The following is a 19,462-nucleotide window of genomic DNA, read 5'->3' as shown; positions in this document are numbered from 1 at the left end:
AATGGGGTGGTATACAATGGCACGAAAAATCACGTTTTCACAAGCAATCAATGAAGCGATGGATATCGCTATGGAAAAAGACGATAAAGTAGTTCTTATCGGGGAAGATGTTGCGGGCGGAGCGACCGTGGATCATTTGCAAGATGAGGAAGCTTGGGGTGGAGTTTTTGGCGTAACACAAGGATTAGGTAATAAATACGGACGCAAACGAGTAATCGACATGCCTATCGCTGAAGCTGGTTATATGGGTGCAGCAGTGACTGCAGCGGTAACGGGATTACGGCCAATTTCTGAATTAATGTTTAATGACTTTATTGGAAGCTGTTTAGATGAAGTAATGAACCAAGGAGCAAAAATTCGATATATGTTTGGAGGCAAAGCAAAAGTACCATTAACGATTCGCACCAATCACGGAGCAGGTGCCGGAGCTGCCGCCCAACATTCACAATCATTATATGGAATGTTTACCGCTATGCCGGGTCTTAAGGTAGTTGTACCGTCAAACCCGTACGACGCAAAAGGACTATTATTATCTGCGATTGAGGACGATGACATTGTTGTATTTTTTGAAGATAAGACCTTATATAGCATGAAAGGTGAAGTCCCGGAAGGTCATTATACAATTTCGCTTGGAAAAGCTGATATAAAGCGCAATGGAGAGGATTTAACCATTGTAGCTATTGGTAAAATGGTGCATGTGGCAATGGATGCAGCAAGCAAATTAGCTGAACAGGGTCTCGAAGCAGAGATTATTGACCCAAGATCTTTATCCCCGCTTGATGAAAAAACGATTTTACAATCAGTAGATAAAACCGGACGTTTACTAATTGTTGATGAAGCCAACCCGCGCTGCAGTATTGCAACTGATATTTCATCATTAGTTGCTAATAAAGGTTTCGACTCCTTGGATGCACCGATAAAAATGATTACGGCTCCACATTCACCAGTACCATTTGCAGCAAATTTGGAAAAATTATACATCCCAACTGCTAATAAAGTTGTAAAAGTTGCTGAAGAAGTAGTTGGCGAATTAACGTTAGCAAGATATTAGGAGGGTAAAAACATGGCGACATCAATTGTAATGCCTAAATTGGGTATGACGATGACAGAAGGAACAGTTGTCGAATGGTTAAAAAACCCCGGTGATCCTATTACGGAAGGTGAAGGGGTTGTCACAATCAGTTCGGAAAAATTGACAAATGAAGTGGAGGCACCGGCAAGCGGCATCTTACTAGAGATTAAAAAAGAGGTTGACGACGAAGCATCTGTTGGTGAAGTTATTGGTATTATTGGTGAAAAGGGAGAAAAGGTTGATACTATTACTTCCGCTTCCGAACAGATACATGAAGACGACGGGGAACAAGTTAAACAACAAAAGACACCAGCATCTGCCGCGGGTCAACCTGATCAACAGGTGGGTGACAGTTCGAAAAAAAGGCTGCGTATTTCACCTGCTGCGCGTAAAAAAGCAAAAGCGCTTGGGGTGGACACGCTTCAAGTTACAGGAACAGGTCCAAATAGCCGTATTACAAGACGTGATATTGAACAAGCCGCTAAAAAAGCAGCCGTACAACCAATCGAACAAACAGATCAAAAACAAAGCACAGCTAGTGATGCGAATATAGCGAACATGTCACAAATGCGAAGTACCATAGCAAATAGAATGCATGAAAGTCTAACTGCTACAGCACAGCTTACATTACATCGTAAAGCAGATATTAATCGATTACTGGACTTTCAGAAAAAGTTGCGGCAAGAAGCTCGTGAAAACGATTTGGATCTCAAGTTAACATTAACGGTATTACTAGCCAGAGCAGTCACACTAAGCTTAAAAGATAATCCTTTAATGAATACACACCTTATTGATAATAAATTACACCAATACGATGAAGTAGATTTAGGTATTGCGACTGCTTTGGAAGAAGGTCTCGTTGTACCTGTTGTTAAACATGCAGAGCGTCTGCCCCTGGGCGATTTAGCAAAGTCCATCCAAACTGTAACAGAGAAAGCCAGAAACGGTACGAATAATGAACTATCGGGTTCTACATTTACCATTACAAACCTGGGAAACCAAGGTGTCGAGTATTTTACACCAATTTTAAATACGCCAGAAAGCGGTATTCTTGGCGTGGGTACTTTTGTGGACGAACTTAAATTAGAAGAGGAAAAAGTCATTTCTGTCAAAAAATTACCTTTAAGCTTGACATTCGATCACCGAGTTTTAGATGGCGCACCTGCTGCAGCGTTTTTAAGCAGGATCGTATATTATCTCGAAAATCCTTATTTGTTAGTATTGTAAATCGTGTATTTTATTCGCTAAAGCAGGCAAATAGGAGGAAATAATCAAATGGTTGAAAGATATGATGTAGTTATTCTTGGCGGTGGCACGGGAGGATATGTAGCTGCTATTAAATCAGCACAAAACAAACAGACAGTAGCCGTCATTGAAAAGGACAAACTTGGTGGAACCTGTCTTCATAGAGGCTGTATACCTAGTAAAGCACTGCTTAGAACTGCTGAAGTACTAGCAACATTTAAAAAGGCAGACAGTTTTGGAATAGATGTCGAAAGTAGCATATCCTTAAATTTTCAAAAGGCTCAAAAGCGCAAAACACAAATAGTCAGCCAACTGGAAGCTGGGATAAAGGGTCTGATGGCTAAAGGGAAAATAGATGTATATGAAGGGACAGGCTATTTAAAATCGAATAAGAGACTAACTGTAAATTTATCCGATGGAAAGCAAAAAGTACTTCAAGCAAAAAATGTGATTATTGCAACTGGTTCGCAACCCAGGGCTTTACCTGGTTTGGCATTTGATGAACAAAATGTACTATCTTCTAATGGGATACTATCGCTAACAACATTACCGAAATCGATACTAATTGTCGGCGGTGGTGTTATAGGTATGGAATGGGCCTCCATGCTTCATGATTTTGGCGTTGATGTAACCGTTTTGGAATATAGTCCAAGGATATTGCCAACAGAGGATGAAGCGATCTCAAACGAGTTGTTAAAACTATATAAAAGTAAAAAAGTAAAGATCGTTACCTCTGCCCAAGTAGATGCAACCAGTTACAAAACAACGGCAAGTGGGGTTGAAATTGCCGCAAATATCGACGGCGAAGGGAAAACGTTTAAAGCCGAAAAAATCTTGGTATCAGTAGGCAGAGATGCTGTAACTAATGGTATTGGTTTGAGCAATACAAACATAAAATTGGATAACCGTGTCATTAAAGTGAATGACAAATTTCAAACGGACGAGAAGAACATTTATGCCATTGGGGATTGTATTGGATCATTACAGCTGGCACATGTAGCCATACATGAAGCGATAACAGCAGTGGATACAATACTTAAGAAGGAGGTAAGCCGAATTAATTACGAACAGATTGCCCGTTGTACGTATACATCGCCCGAAATTGCAAGTATAGGTATAACAGAAGCGGTTGCGAAAGAACGGGGGTACACAATTAAAGTCGGTCAATTCCCGTTTAGCGGAATCGGCAAAGCATTAGTATATGGTGCAACAGAAGGTTTTGTTAAAATAATTGCCGATGCAGATACTGATGATATCCTAGGAATATTTATGATCGGACCACACGCAACAGACATGATTTCAGAGGTAGCACTTGGGCAATTTCTTGAAGCTACACCATGGGAACTCGGACACACAATCCATCCACATCCAACATTATCGGAAGTAATTGGAGAGGCAGTATTGGCGGTAAATGGTGAAGCTATTCATATGTAAACGGTACAGCTGAATAATGAGTCTGAATTAAATGACTCTGGTTCCTGCCAGAGTCATTTTGTGTACTATCATTTTTAAGAATACGCAATTTAAATAGTAATTCAACCCGATATAATGATAAATTGAAATACATCAACTTGTTGAAAAAATGAGTGGTCCTATTTTGGTTGAATGATGGAATCAGTTTCAATGGAAGCGATTCCCCCCCCGCTTTTACTTTTATGCCCGAATCCACTTCCAAATTTCTTTCGGTGTAGCATTCTTGCCATACATTAAAATACCAGTCTTAAATATTTTCCCTGCCAGTTTCATAAATAACCAGACACTTATTATTAAAATCGCTACAGCAATCACAATTTCCGTCCATGGCCATTCCTCAAGAAGCGAAAGACGCAAGAGCAATACACCAGGTGAGGTAAATGGGATATAGGAACCAATTTGCGCGATCAGCCCGCTTGGATCATTTAAAATAGGTCCAATAAAGATAAATGGCAGAAATGGCAGCATGAGTACGATTCCCTGAAAATTTCCTGATGTCGAAATGTCTTCTATTGTAGCACCGATCCCGACAAAAAGGGAGGCAAACAATAGATAGCCTAAAATGGCGATACCAACTAAAAGGAGAATTTCCGGAACGAGTAAATAGTCCATAACCGGGATATCCGTTTTCCAAATAACAGCAGGTAATGCAAATGCAATAAAGACGACAGCCTGCGTGATCCCAAGTACGAAATAACCAAGAATCTTCCCTTGCATTAATTCTTCCGGTGTTAATGACGATAACACGATTTCTGCAATTTTATCTTTCTTTTCCTGTGAAGCGCTTTGGAAAATCATCATACCCGTAAACATGATCGATAGCAGAATAATTCCGGCAAATGCACCTGGGATAATACGTTTAAGCACGATTCCACCTTCATCAGAAGTTGCGTGTTCCTTTACAGCCGTATTAACATCTACTGTTTGAAAGACAACACCGCGGGATATGACTTCCATTTCTTCAGCGGAAAGCCCGAGTTGCTGGATCCGCAATTGATTTAGCGGCTCCTCTAAAAAACGAACCTCATTCATAAAATTTTCATCTACATCTTCACTAGTAAGAACACTAACTTTCCCATTTTCGAGCGCTGACTGTGTTAATGAAATATAAGCGGCATTTTCCTCAGAATCAAGCTGTTTTTCTATTCCCGCCTGATCCAAATCTGTCTTGTGCAAATCCCAGGTCAACAGATCGTTTTGCTCCACCATTTTCTTTACATGATCAAATACCCCTAACTCATCTTTCACAAATACCTGTGTTCCAGCATCCTCATCTGAATCATCAAAAAAACTTGGCAGCATAAAGAAGAATAGAAAAAGAACTGGTGTCAAGAACAACGAGATGATAAATGATTTATTTTTCATATTCCGTTTGATTTCCCACTTGGCAACTTTGAGTGTATTACGCATAAAGGGCACCTTCTTCCTGCAGTAAGTTCTTGTCTGTCGCAATATCAATGAAAATTTCATGTAACGAAATCCGGTCAATAGCCAGTTCCAGGATATTCAAATCGTCCGGCAGCTGCTTTAGCCAGCTCGTCACGTGAACATCTTTGGTTAAATAAAGAATGGATGTATCATCTTGCTGTTCTACGCGCTGGACTTCAGGCAATTGTTCCAATATAGTGTGATCATTTTTCCCACGAATGGTGCATTTGAAATTCGCATATTCTTCTTTAACCTCGTCCATATTGCCATAAATGATTTTTTGCCCGTGATGAATCATAAACAGCCGATCGCACATTTCCTCGACTAAATTCATCTGATGGGAGGATAATAGAATGGCTGTACCATCTTCAGCAAGATTGCGAATTTCATTTTTAAATAGCTCCTGACTGACTGGATCCAGTCCTGAAAATGGTTCATCCAAGATAAGCAGCTCGGGTTCGTGAATGATTGAAGCGATAAATTGTACTTTTTGTCCCATCCCCTTTGAAAGTTCTTCAACTGAGGTATTCTCTTTCCCCTCCAGGTTGAATTTTTTCAAATAACGAAGTGCGCGTTCTTTCGCTTTTTTTAATGGGTAATCTTTTAGTTCTGCCAGGTAAAGCAAGATATCCATAATCTTTACATTTTTATATAATCCACGTTCCTCCGGTAAATAACCGATTTTGTGGCGTGGAATACTTTTGTGCCCTTGAAAGGAAATCGTTCCTTCATCGGGATACATGATCCCCATAATATTGCGTATCGTAGTTGATTTCCCTGCACCATTTGGACCCAAAATCGCCATGATTTCTCCTTTTTTTACATCGAAGGAGATGTTGCTGATAATCTGTTTGTTTTTAAAGGACTTGCCTAAATCATGAACCGATAACATCGTTTCCATCATTAATATATCCGTCCTTCCCCTCTTGTAATAAATACGTAATGATTTCATCCAAATCAAGTGCTTTGCGATCCGTCCATGCAACGTTATTTTCATGGAAAAATTGCTCGGTTGCTGCGGGTTGATTGGAAACAAGCTGTTTTATTTCCCGGGAAATTTCTCCAGGAATCGACATTTTTCCAAGTGGTTCCTTCAGCCAATAATGCATATAAGTTGCAGTCAGTTCTTCTTTTTCAAATGTGCCAACCATCGTTCCGTTGCGTAATACGGTTAAGTAGTCCGCGAGTTTCATGATATCTTCAGCCTGATGACCGGCAAAGATAATCGCGTGATCACCGCGATCCATCCAATCAACCAAGATATCCACCAGCCGTTTCTTTGATGGAATATCCATAAAGGATGTTGGCTCGTCAAGCAGTAATAATGGGGTGTTTCGGGCAATTGTCAAGGCTAGATTTAACTTTTGCTGGACACCTTGAGACAGCTTCCCATATCGTTTATGCAATGGGATATCAAATGAATGGACCATGTCCACAAATAATGTGTCATCCCAGTTTGGATACAAAGGGGCAATTAACGACTTTAATTGATTGCCAGTGTAAGGATTGTAACCGATCGGTGTTTGTGCCTGATACGCGATCTTGTCCTTCCATGATTCATCCTGTCCATAGACAAATTTGTTGAAAACTTTAATATTGCCCATATCCGGGTTTGCCAGATTCATGATTAATTTGAGTAATGTACTTTTACCTGAGCCATTGTTGCCAACTAAAGCAGTAATTGTCCCGGGTTCGATCTGCAAGTTTATCGGGCCGAGATGGAAATCATCTATTTTTTTCTGTAATTGTGTGATCTCTAACCAGCTGTTCATCAATTATTCTCCTTTCTTCCTATAAGTGTCGATAATTTCGAGAAAAATTTCTTTAATTTGATCCAATGAGTAGTCATACTGAATGGCGGTATCGACAGCATTTTCAATCGTCTGATATACGGAGGAAATCTTCACCTGCTGCCTTTTTTCATCCGCAATTTCCGCGACAAATGTACCCTTTCCCTGGGTTGTTCGGATAAAGCCTTGCTGCTCCAGATCCTGATAAGCCCTTCTCGTCGTGATAATGCTTATTTCCAGATCGTTGGAAAGTGCCCGGATCGAAGGCAATGGTGTACCCGCAACTAAATGACCACCGGCGATTAATGCTTTTAACTGGTTCTCAATTTGATGGTAAATCGGCTCTCTTGAATCCTTTGACAGACGAATCGGCAGTTCCACGGCACACTCCTCCTTTTCATAGGTAATCGACCAAATCCATTGTTTTCCGCATGTAATGGAGCCAGTAGCTGAATCCAAGTACTGCTAGGATGACGGAGATGATGCTCGACAAAAGCGGCCATTCTTGTGCGAAAATGATCGTCCAATTGACAATACCGTGACCGGAAATGGTCTGGATGGTAGCGGAGAGAAACATCACTCCGATAGCAAATATAAATGTAAACAGAGCTGCTGTAATCTTGTTCACATTTCTTGTACCTGCATCCGTTGCCATAAAAAAATATCCTGCATAAAAACTAAATGAAAGCCAAATGATGGAAAAAGCAAGATAGGAACCGACCGGCAGTACATGTTGCAGCTCTTGTGATAAAGCATAGAAAAAAATCAAAAACAGCAGTTGAAAAGGAAATGAATAGCAAAAATGAACAATGAATCGGCTTTTTATCATGACATCCTTTTTAACGGCAAGTTGATGTAACATGATTAATGAAGGGGAAGCCATGACATCCTCGTTAACTTGATTAAGTTGAAAATCTTTTGGTTTTACCCAGATCAAAATTATTGCTGAAAATATAATGAAAAAAGTAAATTCGATTCCCGCATAATTCTTTTCCAAATAGGAGCTGAAACCCGTCACAATAGACGAAAGTGCCAAGCATAAAATAACTGCTAAAAAGAAAATCACGTATTTTGACGCATGTAACTCAAACATTGCCAATCGCAAAGCCTGTTTCCAGTCTTGCATAGGAATCCTCCTTTCTATAAATAATCAAATTTTTCTATTGATTTACGTGCATAGTGCATCCAATAGATAACCCCTAAAATTGCCAGAATGATCGATACCAGACTTGATGCCAACGGCCAATTCCGGGAGAGGATAATGGTCCAGTAAAAAATGCTGTATCCCGATAAAATCGGAATGAAAATAATGATAAGTAATCCTGCCATGATCATCGCGTAACTCAAAATGGTTGCCTTTACTGTTCCCTTGATACCAGCTTCACTTGCAGGAAAGCCGTATCCAAAGTAAAAACTAAATGACAGCCAAATCACCGCCAAACCAATGTAGGAACTAACCGGTAGTGCATGCTGAATCCCTGGTGTTAAAGGATACAGGCAAATTAAGAAAACGAGCTGGAATGGAAATGAATAAACAAAATGGATAATGAATCTGCTTTTGATAATCGTATCCTTCTTAATCGCCAGCTGGCTCAGCATGACGAATGAAGGAGAAGCTATTACATCTTCATTGATTTTGGCAATTTGAAAACCTTTTCTCTTCACGACCAACATCATGAAAGACGAGAAGATGTAGAAGACAAAGATATCAAAAATTCCCGTCTTTTTATCCAAATCATAGTCCAATACAGTTTTGAAAAAAAACAACATTAAAAGGAAAAATAAGAATAAGGCTAAAAAACTTCCCTTAGATGCTTTTAACTCAAACATTGCCAAACGAAATGCCTGTTTCCAATCTTGCATGAGGAATCCCCCTTTTTTAACTGTTATACTGTGTATGTGTTTATATACAGTTTATGTATGGACGGTGATAAAGTCAAGTGATTTTAAAAAAAATAAATAGAGGAAGCAAAAACAGTGTTTTTGCACCTCTAAACTCTACCAATCAAATAAATGTTTCAACGCCCTTGAAACTCCTCTAAACAACAACATCATCATCCGTAACAGGAAAAGGAGCAGCTCAGGCACCCAAAATAAGATATCAGTTATCAGGTCCAAAAGCGAAAACCAGAAATTGGACTTTTCTTTGTGTCTTCGTCTCCTCCCCTTACGCTTTTCACGCCAACTTTTCATGTGGTCCACTCCCAAAATAGCTTATCAGTTATATATCATACAGGAAATTATAACGTCAGCTTAGACAACACCTTCACGAATCATCGCATCGCCTACTTTAAGAAATCCGGCAATATTGGCACCGACATCCAAATTGCCGGGATGTCCATATTCTTCGGCAGCACTAACACTATTACGGTAGATATTTAGCATAATTTCGTGCAATTTGGCATCAACTTTTTCAAATGGCCAGGACAACTTCATACTGTTCTGTGCCATTTCCAGTGCCGATACAGCTACTCCGCCAGCGTTGGCAGCCTTTGCTGGCCCGAAAAGTATATGGCTTTCATTAAACAAATCGATAGCTTCCTGATTGGACGGCATATTTGCCCCTTCTGCAACTACCTTTATCCCATTTTTGATTAAAACACGTGCAGCATCGGCATCAATTTCATTTTGGGTTGCACAAGGTAAGGCGATGTCGCATGGAACCGTCCATATTTCCTCGCCATTTTGATGGAATGATGCATGCGGATGGATATCAATATATGTAGAGATAACGCCATCCTCATCCAATTTAAGCCGTTTTATCGTCTCAATGTGTATGCCCTTCTCGTCATAAATATAGCCTGTGGAATCACTGCATGCTATTACCTTGGCACCTAATTCCATTGCCTTTTCCATCGCATAAATCGCTACATTGCCGGCACCGGAGACCACCACCTTGCTTCCTTTTAAGTGAAGCCCATGATCCTGCATCATGTCATCGACAAAATAGATTAAACCATAACCTGTTGCCTCGGGTCTGACTAAACTTCCACCGAAACGAACATCTTTTCCGGTAAGCACACCAGGTTCGTATGTTCCACGCATTCGTTTGTACTGGCCAAACATAAAACCGATTTCTCTTGCACCTACACCGATATCGCCTGCAGGAATATCAACATTCGGACCAATATAATTGGCAAGCTCGGTCATATAGCTTTGACAAAAACGCATAATTTCATTGTTTGATTTTCCTTTTGGATTAAAGTCCGCTCCACCTTTTCCTCCGCCGATCGGCTGACCGGTTAAGGCGTTTTTGAAAATCTGTTCAAAGCCGAGAAATTTTATAATACTTGCATTTACCGTCGGATGAAACCGAGTGCCGCCCTTATAAGGACCGATACTCGAATTGAATTGAACCCGAAATCCTCTATTTACTTGAACGTTCCCGTTATCATCAACCCACGGCACACGAAAGGTAATGAATCTTTCCGGTTCAGAAATACGCTCTAATACCCCGTTTTTTATGTATTTGGGATTTTTTGCGAATACCGGAATCAATGCTGAAAATATGTGCTTGGCAGCCTGATGGAATTCAATTTCACCAGGATTCCTTTCTTCAATCTTTTGAAATACGGTATTAACATAATCAGATGCATGTTGTACGGCATCATCCTTGACTTTTTGAGTGGTTATCATATCGTTTCCCCTTTCATTCATAACGTAAAAAAATAGTGTATCCATCCGTACAAATGATGGAACACGTTCAAAGCTGAACATACATGTGAAGATAAGTCTAAACTAATCGTAAAAGATGGTGTGTCAATGAGTAATGCTGAAAATGGTGTGCAAAAAGTCTGCCGTGCTCATTTGAAGACTTTCTGACATTTTCTTATAAAACTTTTCGCTGGTATGACTTGGTATAGTAGCGGGATCATAGCTCAGCAATGGCTTTTACGGAGCTATAATTGAGAAATCAATGGAATATTTTTATTATAAGTATACATTTTACAGCATTTTTATAATAATTGCAAGAATAATAGATCAAATAGTTACACAATTTAGGAAATATGGTTGTTATAGCTTTGAATAGTTAGAGAAAAATTGATAAAAGTGCTAAGCTAACAATAGAAATATGTACGAACAATGGAGGGATCGACGTGTTAAAAAACACAACAGCTTATTCGTTAGCTAAACAAATCAGGGATAAAAGCCTTTCCCCAGTCGAAGTGATGGATTATTATCTGCAACGAATAGATACATACAACCTCGACATAAATGCAATTGTCACTCTGAACCAAGAGGCACGGGAGGAGGCGGTCAGGAAGGAAAAAGCGGTTTTTAATCAGAGAGAATTAGGGCCGCTCCACGGCGTTCCAGTGGCAATTAAGGATTTAACACCGACAAAAGGTATTCGAACATCTTTTGGTACAAAGCTTTATGCAAAAAATATTCCAGAACGGGATGCAACTATTGTCAGTCGTCTAAAAGCTGCAGGTGCAATCATTGTTGGTAAAACAAATACGCCTGACTTTGGCCACAAAGGTACGACGGATAACACCTTATTTGGGGCAACGAAAAACCCCTGGAACATAACGAAAACTGCTGGCGGGTCAAGTGGCGGTTCCGCAGCAGCGGTTGCAGCTGCCATGGTACCGCTCGCGGAAGGCAGTGATGGTGGCGGTTCGATCCGGATTCCGGCTAGCTTTTGCGGTATATATGGATTTAAACCAACGTATGGACGGATTCCCATGGACAACAACTTAACTAATGTGTTTGGTTCAACTAATCCATTCGTTAATCATGGACCATTGACTAGGTCGGTTAAGGATGCAGCATTGTTTGTTGACGTAACACAGGGGCCATCAACCACTGATCCATTCTCGTTGCCTGTATTCGATGAAAATCTCCTTGAGCAGATGAAAGGCCCTTTAGATGGGATGAAAATAGCGTATACAAAAGATTTTGGGATGTATACAGTTGAACCGGAAGTTTTGGAGATAATGGACGAGCAGCTGGCGAAATGGCGTGCATTAGGTTGTGAGGTAGAAGAGGTTTCACTGGACTTTGGTATGACGCTACATGAATTTCTCGGCTTTTTCAAAAATATGTGGTATGCCGCCGCAGCAGCTGGTGGAAAGGAAATCCTTGAGAAAACACCGGAATTAATCACCCCGTCCTATCAGACAATGATTGAACGCGGATTTTCTGTAACAACGAGTGATTACATTCATTATCAGACGAAACGGTCAACCGTTTGGAACGTATTGCAAAGCTATTTTAACGATTATGACCTGATTATGTCACCGACACTTGCAACACCTGCTTTTGATTATCAGTTGCTTGGGCCTGAAACGATTCAAGGGAAACAAATCGAAGCAGATTCAGATTGGATGATGACGCATATTTATAATATGACGGGATTGCCAGCAGCATCGATACCGGCAGGATTTACGAAAGATGGCTTGCCAGTCGGTATGCAGATTGCTGCAAACCGGTTTGCGGACGGGCTGGTACTAAGGGCAAGTCGCGGATATGAAGAGATTGTCGGCGGATTTCGTGTACCGGATCTGAGTGAGGTAAAGGCTTAAAACATGTTAAGGGGAATGAAAAGACGCCTTTACAAGGGTGTCTTTTCATTATTCGATTATTTGTCACAACTTTATTGCCAATTTGTGAAGTATTGAACAAAATAATTATCATATTTAAATTTTATGTTATGATATAGACGTAGTAAAGATATAGTTTAATTATTCATTTGAATCATTGAACAAGTATAAAGGAGATGGTATCATGTTTATGGACTTCATTCGTCATAATAAAGTTGTTGCAGGAGTGTTGGTATTTCTTCGGGTATATCTGGGGTATCATTGGATAATCGGAGGGTTGGAAAAAATTACTGGCGGGTTTGATGCAAGCGGCTTTCTCCAAGGCGCAATTGCCAGTGCTGGTGGGGAACACCCAGCTGTGCAAGGATGGTGGGCAGCATTTCTGGAAGGTGTTGCACTGCCAAATGCCGGATTCTTTAGTTTTTTGGTTATGTGGGGAGAACTCTTAGTAGGGATTGCGTTAATCCTTGGAATATTTACGAACTTTGCAGCATTGATGGGCATTACAATGAATTTCGCGTTTCTCTTCAGTGGTACAGTGAGCACCAATGGATTAATGATTCTCCTGACCATCTTCATCCTCGTTGCCGGGCATAATGCAGGAAGATACGGGCTGGATCGATGGGTCATTCCTTTCCTGAAAAACCACAACAGAGTAAAAAAGGATAAAGGCAAAAAACATGTTTTACCTGTTTGAAGCTTTAAATTAGCTGGTTCGGGATATAGTCCTGACCCGGCTTTTTTTTGCAAATATCACTTGAACAATTAAGCTCACCGAATAAATAAACAAGTAAAATGCTAACGTGGTTCCTCTTAACTTTCTGTTTGTAAATAGTTCTCCGGTCCGGTCAACCGCGATTAGACAATGCATGACAGCGCTAAAGGAAACAAATGCCAATTCATCTTTTGAAATACTTTTAATTGTTTCCCTTATCGTTCCCGCAACGGCATTAACTATCTCATCCGAATTTTGCTCGGCAACTAATGGGTTTGGTGTGTGTAATGGGTAATTTATCGTGTTAGTTGATACAACCTCCCCTTGTTTCGTGTATAAAACAGTTTTCGTACTCGTCGTACCAATGTCTACTCCCAAATAGAGAGATTATTGTTTCATTGATGTGCCTCCTAATTTGTAACAGAAAAAAAAGGAACAATAAAGCGGCTCCTTCTTCTCCTTATATTAGCCAATAAATAAACTTAATATAAATACTACCGCAAAGCCTACTAAAGCAATTAACGTTTCCATTATCGTCCATGACTTTAATGTGTCTTTTACATCTAGTCCAAAGTACCGGTTAACAAGCCAGAATCCGGAATCATTCACATGGGAAGCAATCGTTGCCCCTGCTGCAATTGCAATTACCATTAAGCCAAGGACAGGCCCTGATAAGCCAAGTGTATCGAATAATGGCGACATTAAGCCGGCTCCGGTTACCATCGCCACGGTTGCGGAACCTTGAGCAATCCGTACAAATGCGGTAATCAGGAATGCTAGCAGGATTGGCGGTAATGCAGAACCTACCATCATATCGCCAATCACATCACCAACACCTGAATCAATTAATACTTGTTTAAATACACCACCAGCACCGGTTACTAAAATGATAATACCAGCTGGCTCCAATGCTTTTGTTGCGATATCCTGAACGGATTCTCTTGAATAACCGCGTTTTACTCCCAGGAAGTAGAATGTTAATAGTGTTGCAATGGTTAGAGCGACAAACGGATGTCCCAAAAAGGTAAAAATGCTTCTGATTGTATTTCCTTCGTCAAGGATAACGCCTGATAATGTATTTGCCAAGATTAAAACTAGTGGAATAAAAATTAAAGATGCAATCATTGCGAAGCTCGGTAATTCCTGATCAAATTCCTGTTCTTCAATTTTTTGATAGTCAGGGATATCAGCATGAATCTTTTTTGCAATATATTTACCGAAAATTGGCCCGGCAATGATCATTGAGGGAATCCCTGCAATAGCTCCGAATAAAATAACCCAACCCAAATCTGCATGAATTAATTTGGCTACAGCTATCGGCCCCGGCGTTGGCGGAATAAAGCTATGGGTTACGGCTAGCCCTGCCAATAAAGGAATCCCATAATAAAGTAAGGATTTCCCCGTTTTTTTAGCCAAACCATAAATAATTGGTACTAAAATAATAAAACCGACATCGAAAAACACAGGAATGGCAACAATAAATCCAGTAATACCTAAAGCCCATTGTGATTTATCTTCCCCAAATTTGTTGATTAACGTTTGCGCTAATCGTTCGGCTCCCCCGGAAATTTCAAGCATTTTACCAAACATTGCACCAAGACCGACAACAACGGCCACGAATCCAAGTGTTCCGCCCATCCCGCTTTCAATTGACTCAATAACGCCGCTTAGTGGCATTCCAGCAGCAATGCCGACTAATAAGCTTACAAGCAGTAAAGCAACAAATGCGTGCAACTTTGTACGGATAACCAAGAATAATAACAAGAATATACTTGCAAGTGCCACAATAATTAATGTTGGACCTGACATTTCATTTTCCCCCTCTGTCTTAAACGCTTTCATTTAGCTTTTTATAGGAAGCCGGATGTATGTATAAATAGTTATCCGGCTAGTTGCTACTTCTTCACTACCTCATGACCGCCGAATTCATTCCGGAGCGCTGCAACGACTTTACCGGAAAATGTATCATCCTCTTGAGACCGATAACGCATCATTAAGGATAATGCAATAACTGGAGCTGCAACTTGGAAATCAAGTGCGGATTCGACCGTCCATTTTCCTTCCCCGGATGAATTCATCACACCACGTAAATCAGCAAGTTTTGCATCTTTGGAAAAAGCATGTTCCATTAATTCCATCAGCCACGAACGAATAACGGATCCATGATTCCAGACATTTGCGATCTTTTGATAATCATAATCGAAATCGCTTTTGTTCAAAACTTCAAATCCCTCGGCAATCGATTGCATCATCCCATACTCGATACCGTTATGAACCATTTTCAAAAAGTGGCCGCTTCCAGATTTCCCCGTATAAAGGTAACCATTCTCAATAGATACGTCCTTAAAGAGCTGCTCGATTTCAGGAAACTTTTCAGCATCACCACCAATCATCGTACATGCCCCTTGCCTTGCACCATCTGTACCACCACTCGTACCACAATCAAAGAAAAAAATTCCTTTTTCCTGAAGCAGTTTTCCGCGACGGAGCGTGTCTTTATAGTTTGAGTTTCCACCATCAATCAATATGTCACCAGCATTTAGCAGTGGCGTAAGTTGATTAATTACTGACTCTGTGATATCACCAGCAGGAACCATCAGCCAAATCTTTTTAGGTGACGGAAGCACTTTCACAAGCTTTTCTAGTGATCCTTGAAATTGAAAGTTCTTTTGTTCGATATTATCTGCTGCAGTTGAATTGGTATCATAGCCAACAATTTCATGGCCATGGTCGGCTAAATTTAATGCTAAGTTAAGGCCCATCTTGCCAAGGCCAACCATTCCTAATTTCATGATGTCCTCCTCTTGGAAGAATATTTTTTCGTATTAGATCAATTATATCAAATATTTTTCCGTAAGCAATACTTTAAAAAATGTTTATTTCCCTTATAATAGACCTAGATTATAAAAGTAAGGGGAACGGTTAATGGATAACGCACATCAGCACGGTTTAGCAAGTATTAGAAGCAACTATGCCAAATTTACAGATAAGGAAAAGAAAATCGCTGACTACATCTTAGATAATCCCCAAAATATTATTCATCATACGATCAATCAGGTTTCAGATGAATTAGATGTAGCGGAATCAACGGTATTTCGCTTTTGTCAGCGAATCGGTTTTAAGGGATATCAGGCACTAAAGATTGCTCTGGCAGCGGAAATTGTAACACCAATGAAGGATATTCATGAAAAAATTAACAACGGAGATAGTATTGCAACGGTTTCTGAAAAGGTTTTTCGTTCCAATATCAAAACACTGGAAGATACATTGTACATATTGGATGGTCATGCTATCGAACAGGCTGTTGGCCTGATCTTGGCAGCGGAGAAGGTGGAGTTTTTTGGAAATGGGGGGTCGGCACTAGTAGCACTTGATGCCTATCATAAATTTATCCGCAGTGGTCTTCAGGTAAATGCAAACCTTGATTCCCACATGCAGCTTATGTCGGCGTCGCAATTAACGGATAGAGATGTTGCTGTACTAGTTTCCCACTCGGGCTCCACAAAGGATATGCTTGATGTTTTGCAGGTTTTAAAAGAAAAGGGAGTTAAAACAGTCAGTATTACCAACTTCGCGAAATCACCGTTAACGAAAGAAGCGGATATTTCACTATACACGGTCGCTGAGGAAACAGATTTCCGTTCGGAAGCGTTATCGTCACGAATTGCCCAGCTCAGTATTATTGATGCGCTTTATACGAATGTAATGATTGCAACAAAGGAAAAGGGGAAGGAAGCATTGCAAAATATGCGGAAGGCGATTTCGTTGAAGCGGTTGTAGGTGGAAGTTAAATGCTGCAAACAAAACCTAAAAAGGGTTTTGCAATAGCAATCACCAGGGAACCCCCAAGAATCCCATTGAAGTGGCTAAATGAGGATGAATAATGTACCTGATTGATACATCGAAACAATTTCAAAAGTCATTTAAAAAGTTGGACGTTGTTTCGAAAAAGCGATTGAAAAAGCCTCATTTTAATAGCTCAGAATCCCCGCTACCCGTCCCTCCGTGTTAAAAAAATGTAAAGTAACCTAATTGGAATTCATAATTAAAACACTGGTAGAGGTTAGTGAGAAATTACCTGAATTTTAGCCTTATATAATTAAGGGGACAAAGAGACAGACGCACTGGCCTAATCTTGTCTTTTTAAATGAGCCAAGGTACCTGTCCTCATTGCCCCGCCCTATTAACTGCTTTTCGACAAAATTCGCAAATCTACCGAAAATTTTGCACTTGGTCTACACTGGTGCTAATAAAAGTGTTAAAATAAGAAAAAGTTTAAAAACCTTTATGAATAGAAATAAAGGTTTTAGAAAGAAGGATTCAAATTGGTACAATTACGTAGTGATATGATCAAAAAAGGAGTCGAGCGTGCACCACATCGCAGCCTGCTACATGCCGCAGGGGTAAAAACGAGAGATTTGGATAAGCCGTTTATTTTAGTGGTAAATTCGTATATAGATATTGTACCTGGACATGTACATTTACAAGAATTCGGTAAAATTGTGAAGGAAGCAATTCGCGAAGCCGGTGGTATTCCATTTGAAATGAACACGATTGGTGTTGATGATGGGATCGCAATGGGACATATCGGAATGAGATACTCTTTACCGAGCCGTGAAATTATTGCCGATTCGGTCGAAACCGTGGCAAATGCACATTGGTTTGATGGTATGGTTTGTATACCTAACTGTGACAAAATTACACCAGGAATGTTAATGGGAGCTTTACGAGTAAATATACCGTCCATTTTTGTTAGTGGCGGGCCAATGAAGGCGGGTACTGACAGTGCAGGTAACCCACTTTCTCTATCATCTGTATTTGAAGGTGTTGGAGCCTATCAAGCTGGTAAAATTGATGAAGCTAGATTGCTAGAATTAGAGCAAAATGCTTGCCCAACATGTGGGTCTTGTTCTGGAATGTTTACTGCGAATTCTATGAACTGTTTGGCAGAAGGAATTGGGCTTGCACTTCCTGGAAATGGTACGATCCTGGCTGTTGCTGAAGAACGTAAAGAATTTGTTAAAAAATCTGCAAAACAACTGGTGGAATTAATTAAAAAGGATATTAAACCACGTGATATCATTACAAAAGAGGCAATCGATAATGCTTTCGCGTTAGATATGGCAATGGGTGGTTCAACGAATACGGTATTACATACACTAGCTTTAGCTCAGGAAGCAGAAGTGGACTATCCAATTGAACGAATCAATGAGGTAGCTAATCGTGTTCCACATCTAGCTAAGGTTGCTCCAGCATCCGATTACCATATAGAAGATGTTCATCGGGCAGGTGGAATCAGTGCCATTGTGAATGAACTACTTAAAAAACCATATGCATTTAATGGGGATTGTCTAAGTGTTTCTGGCAAAACAATTCGTGAAACGGTTGCGGGGGCAGAAATTTTGGATACAGATGTTATCCATGCCTTAGATAATCCACACTCTGAACGTGGAGGACTTTCCGTATTGTTTGGAAATCTTGCTCCAGATGGTGCTATCATTAAAGTAGGTGCAGTAGATCCGGAAGTTGGTGGATATCACCGTGGTCCAGCAATCTGCTTTGATTCCCAAGAGGAAGCGCTAGAGGGAATTGAATCTGGTAAAGTAAAAGAAGGACATGTTGTTGTCATCCGCTATGAAGGTCCTAAAGGTGGGCCTGGAATGCCAGAGATGCTTGCTCCAACTTCACAGATCGTTGGTCGTGGTTTAGGTGCGAAAGTTGGTTTAATTACCGATGGACGTTTCTCTGGTGCATCAAGAGGTATTTCCATTGGTCATATCTCACCAGAAGCGGCAGAAGGTGGACCAATTGCATTTGTAGAAGATGGCGATATTATCGAACTTGATTTAAATAATCGTACTATTAATCTAGAAATTTCTGATGAAGAGTTTGAAAAACGTAAAGTAAATTGGAAAGGATTCGAGCCAAAAGTGAAAAAAGGATGGCTTGGCCGTTATTCCAAACTTGTAACTTCCGCAAATACAGGTGGGGTTATGAAAATATAATGAAAGAACAAAGGCGCAAGCGCCCGTTTAGCGGCTAGTGTGCTTATTCTGTTTTTCATTAGTGTAGTGTAGCGGCATTTACTTGATGCCGCTAGCCTTAATTCGAACTCCTCTTGAAAAAGCATTATTTTAAGCATTAACCATTCCATTTGTCCATCTGCTCATGTATAATATACTTCGAGTATCGA

At 40.3% G+C, this 19,462-nt stretch carries 17 protein-coding genes; 7 read left to right on the top strand and 10 right to left on the bottom strand.

The genetic code is table 11. The annotated features are described in order from the left end of the window. The first annotated feature begins 16 nt into the window (after positions 1-16). Genes IEX12_RS07425 through lpdA form a run of 3 tightly spaced genes read left to right on the top strand, consistent with a single transcriptional unit; the run spans position 17 to position 3,751 of the window. The gene (locus tag IEX12_RS07425) at positions 17-1,051 is read left to right on the top strand and encodes an alpha-ketoacid dehydrogenase subunit beta (RefSeq protein WP_088051494.1); all 1,035 of its coding nucleotides are present in this window, start codon (positions 17-19) and stop codon (positions 1,049-1,051) included. Between the two features lie 12 nt (positions 1,052-1,063). Then, positions 1,064-2,299, top strand: a complete 1,236-nt coding sequence (locus IEX12_RS07420; protein ID WP_088051493.1) for a dihydrolipoamide acetyltransferase family protein — start codon at positions 1,064-1,066, stop codon at positions 2,297-2,299. Between the two features lie 48 nt (positions 2,300-2,347). Further along, positions 2,348-3,751 carry a dihydrolipoyl dehydrogenase gene (gene lpdA, locus IEX12_RS07415; RefSeq protein ID WP_088051492.1) on the top strand — a complete coding sequence of 468 codons (1,404 nt, stop codon included), beginning with the start codon at positions 2,348-2,350 and terminating at the stop codon, positions 3,749-3,751. A 219-nt stretch (positions 3,752-3,970) separates the two neighbouring features. Here lpdA and IEX12_RS07410 read toward each other — a convergent pair whose 3' ends face one another. From IEX12_RS07410 to gdhA, 7 genes are all read right to left on the bottom strand, one after another. Beyond that, positions 3,971-5,200, bottom strand: coding sequence for an ABC transporter permease (locus tag IEX12_RS07410; RefSeq protein WP_088051491.1), 1,230 nt, complete (start codon positions 5,198-5,200; stop codon positions 3,971-3,973). Next, positions 5,193-6,119 carry an ABC transporter ATP-binding protein gene (locus tag IEX12_RS07405; protein WP_088053464.1) on the bottom strand — a complete coding sequence of 309 codons (927 nt, stop codon included), beginning with the start codon at positions 6,117-6,119 and terminating at the stop codon, positions 5,193-5,195. Before IEX12_RS07405 ends, IEX12_RS07410 begins: the two co-directional genes overlap by 8 nt. Next, positions 6,094-6,990 carry an ATP-binding cassette domain-containing protein gene (locus tag IEX12_RS07400; protein WP_088051490.1) on the bottom strand — a complete coding sequence of 299 codons (897 nt, stop codon included), beginning with the start codon at positions 6,988-6,990 and terminating at the stop codon, positions 6,094-6,096. The genes IEX12_RS07405 and IEX12_RS07400 overlap by 26 nt, the downstream gene beginning before the upstream one ends. Before the next feature lie 3 nt (positions 6,991-6,993). After that, entirely contained in the window at positions 6,994-7,389 is a 396-nt protein-coding gene (locus IEX12_RS07395; RefSeq protein ID WP_088051489.1) for a GntR family transcriptional regulator, read from the bottom strand. Positions 7,390-7,405: 16 nt separating this feature from the next. Then, on the bottom strand, positions 7,406-8,134 hold the full coding sequence (locus IEX12_RS07390) for a hypothetical protein (protein ID WP_088051488.1): 729 nt from the start codon (positions 8,132-8,134) through the stop codon (positions 7,406-7,408). A gap of 14 nt (positions 8,135-8,148) precedes the next feature. After that, positions 8,149-8,871, bottom strand: a complete 723-nt coding sequence (locus tag IEX12_RS07385; RefSeq protein WP_088051487.1) for a hypothetical protein — start codon at positions 8,869-8,871, stop codon at positions 8,149-8,151. Between the two features lie 390 nt (positions 8,872-9,261). Then, a complete protein-coding gene (gdhA, locus tag IEX12_RS07380; protein ID WP_088051485.1) occupies positions 9,262-10,644 on the bottom strand; it encodes an NADP-specific glutamate dehydrogenase in 1,383 nt (460 codons plus the stop codon). 461 nt (positions 10,645-11,105) lie between these two features. Here gdhA and IEX12_RS07375 point away from each other — a divergent pair, with 461 nt between their 5' ends. Next, positions 11,106-12,536 (top strand): amidase, encoded by a 1,431-nt coding sequence (locus IEX12_RS07375; protein WP_088051484.1) that lies wholly within the window; start codon positions 11,106-11,108, stop codon positions 12,534-12,536. A 202-nt stretch (positions 12,537-12,738) separates the two neighbouring features. Continuing rightward, positions 12,739-13,251 carry a DoxX family protein gene (locus IEX12_RS07370; RefSeq protein WP_088051483.1) on the top strand — a complete coding sequence of 171 codons (513 nt, stop codon included), beginning with the start codon at positions 12,739-12,741 and terminating at the stop codon, positions 13,249-13,251. A gap of 9 nt (positions 13,252-13,260) precedes the next feature. Here the strand turns inward: IEX12_RS07370 and IEX12_RS07365 are convergent, their stop codons facing one another. From IEX12_RS07365 to gnd, 3 genes are all read right to left on the bottom strand, one after another. Beyond that, entirely contained in the window at positions 13,261-13,647 is a 387-nt protein-coding gene (locus tag IEX12_RS07365) for an FGGY family carbohydrate kinase (protein WP_088051482.1), read from the bottom strand. 87 nt (positions 13,648-13,734) lie between these two features. Further along, positions 13,735-15,078, bottom strand: coding sequence for a GntP family permease (locus IEX12_RS07360; protein WP_088051481.1), 1,344 nt, complete (start codon positions 15,076-15,078; stop codon positions 13,735-13,737). A gap of 86 nt (positions 15,079-15,164) precedes the next feature. Beyond that, a complete protein-coding gene (gnd, locus tag IEX12_RS07355; protein WP_088051480.1) occupies positions 15,165-16,061 on the bottom strand; it encodes a phosphogluconate dehydrogenase (NAD(+)-dependent, decarboxylating) in 897 nt (298 codons plus the stop codon). A 133-nt stretch (positions 16,062-16,194) separates the two neighbouring features. Between gnd and IEX12_RS07350 the strand changes: the two genes are divergently transcribed. After that, positions 16,195-17,049 carry a MurR/RpiR family transcriptional regulator gene (locus IEX12_RS07350; RefSeq protein WP_088051479.1) on the top strand — a complete coding sequence of 285 codons (855 nt, stop codon included), beginning with the start codon at positions 16,195-16,197 and terminating at the stop codon, positions 17,047-17,049. A gap of 545 nt (positions 17,050-17,594) precedes the next feature. Continuing rightward, a complete protein-coding gene (gene ilvD, locus IEX12_RS07345) occupies positions 17,595-19,274 on the top strand; it encodes a dihydroxy-acid dehydratase (protein ID WP_268811325.1) in 1,680 nt (559 codons plus the stop codon). Positions 19,275-19,462: the final 188 nt, after the last annotated feature.

Source organism: Lentibacillus populi (genome assembly GCA_014642895.1).
GTDB lineage: Bacteria > Bacillota > Bacilli > Bacillales > Amphibacillaceae > Lentibacillus_C > Lentibacillus_C populi.
Note: the sequence above shows the minus strand (reverse complement) of the source record. Positions and strands in the feature narration are given on the sequence as shown.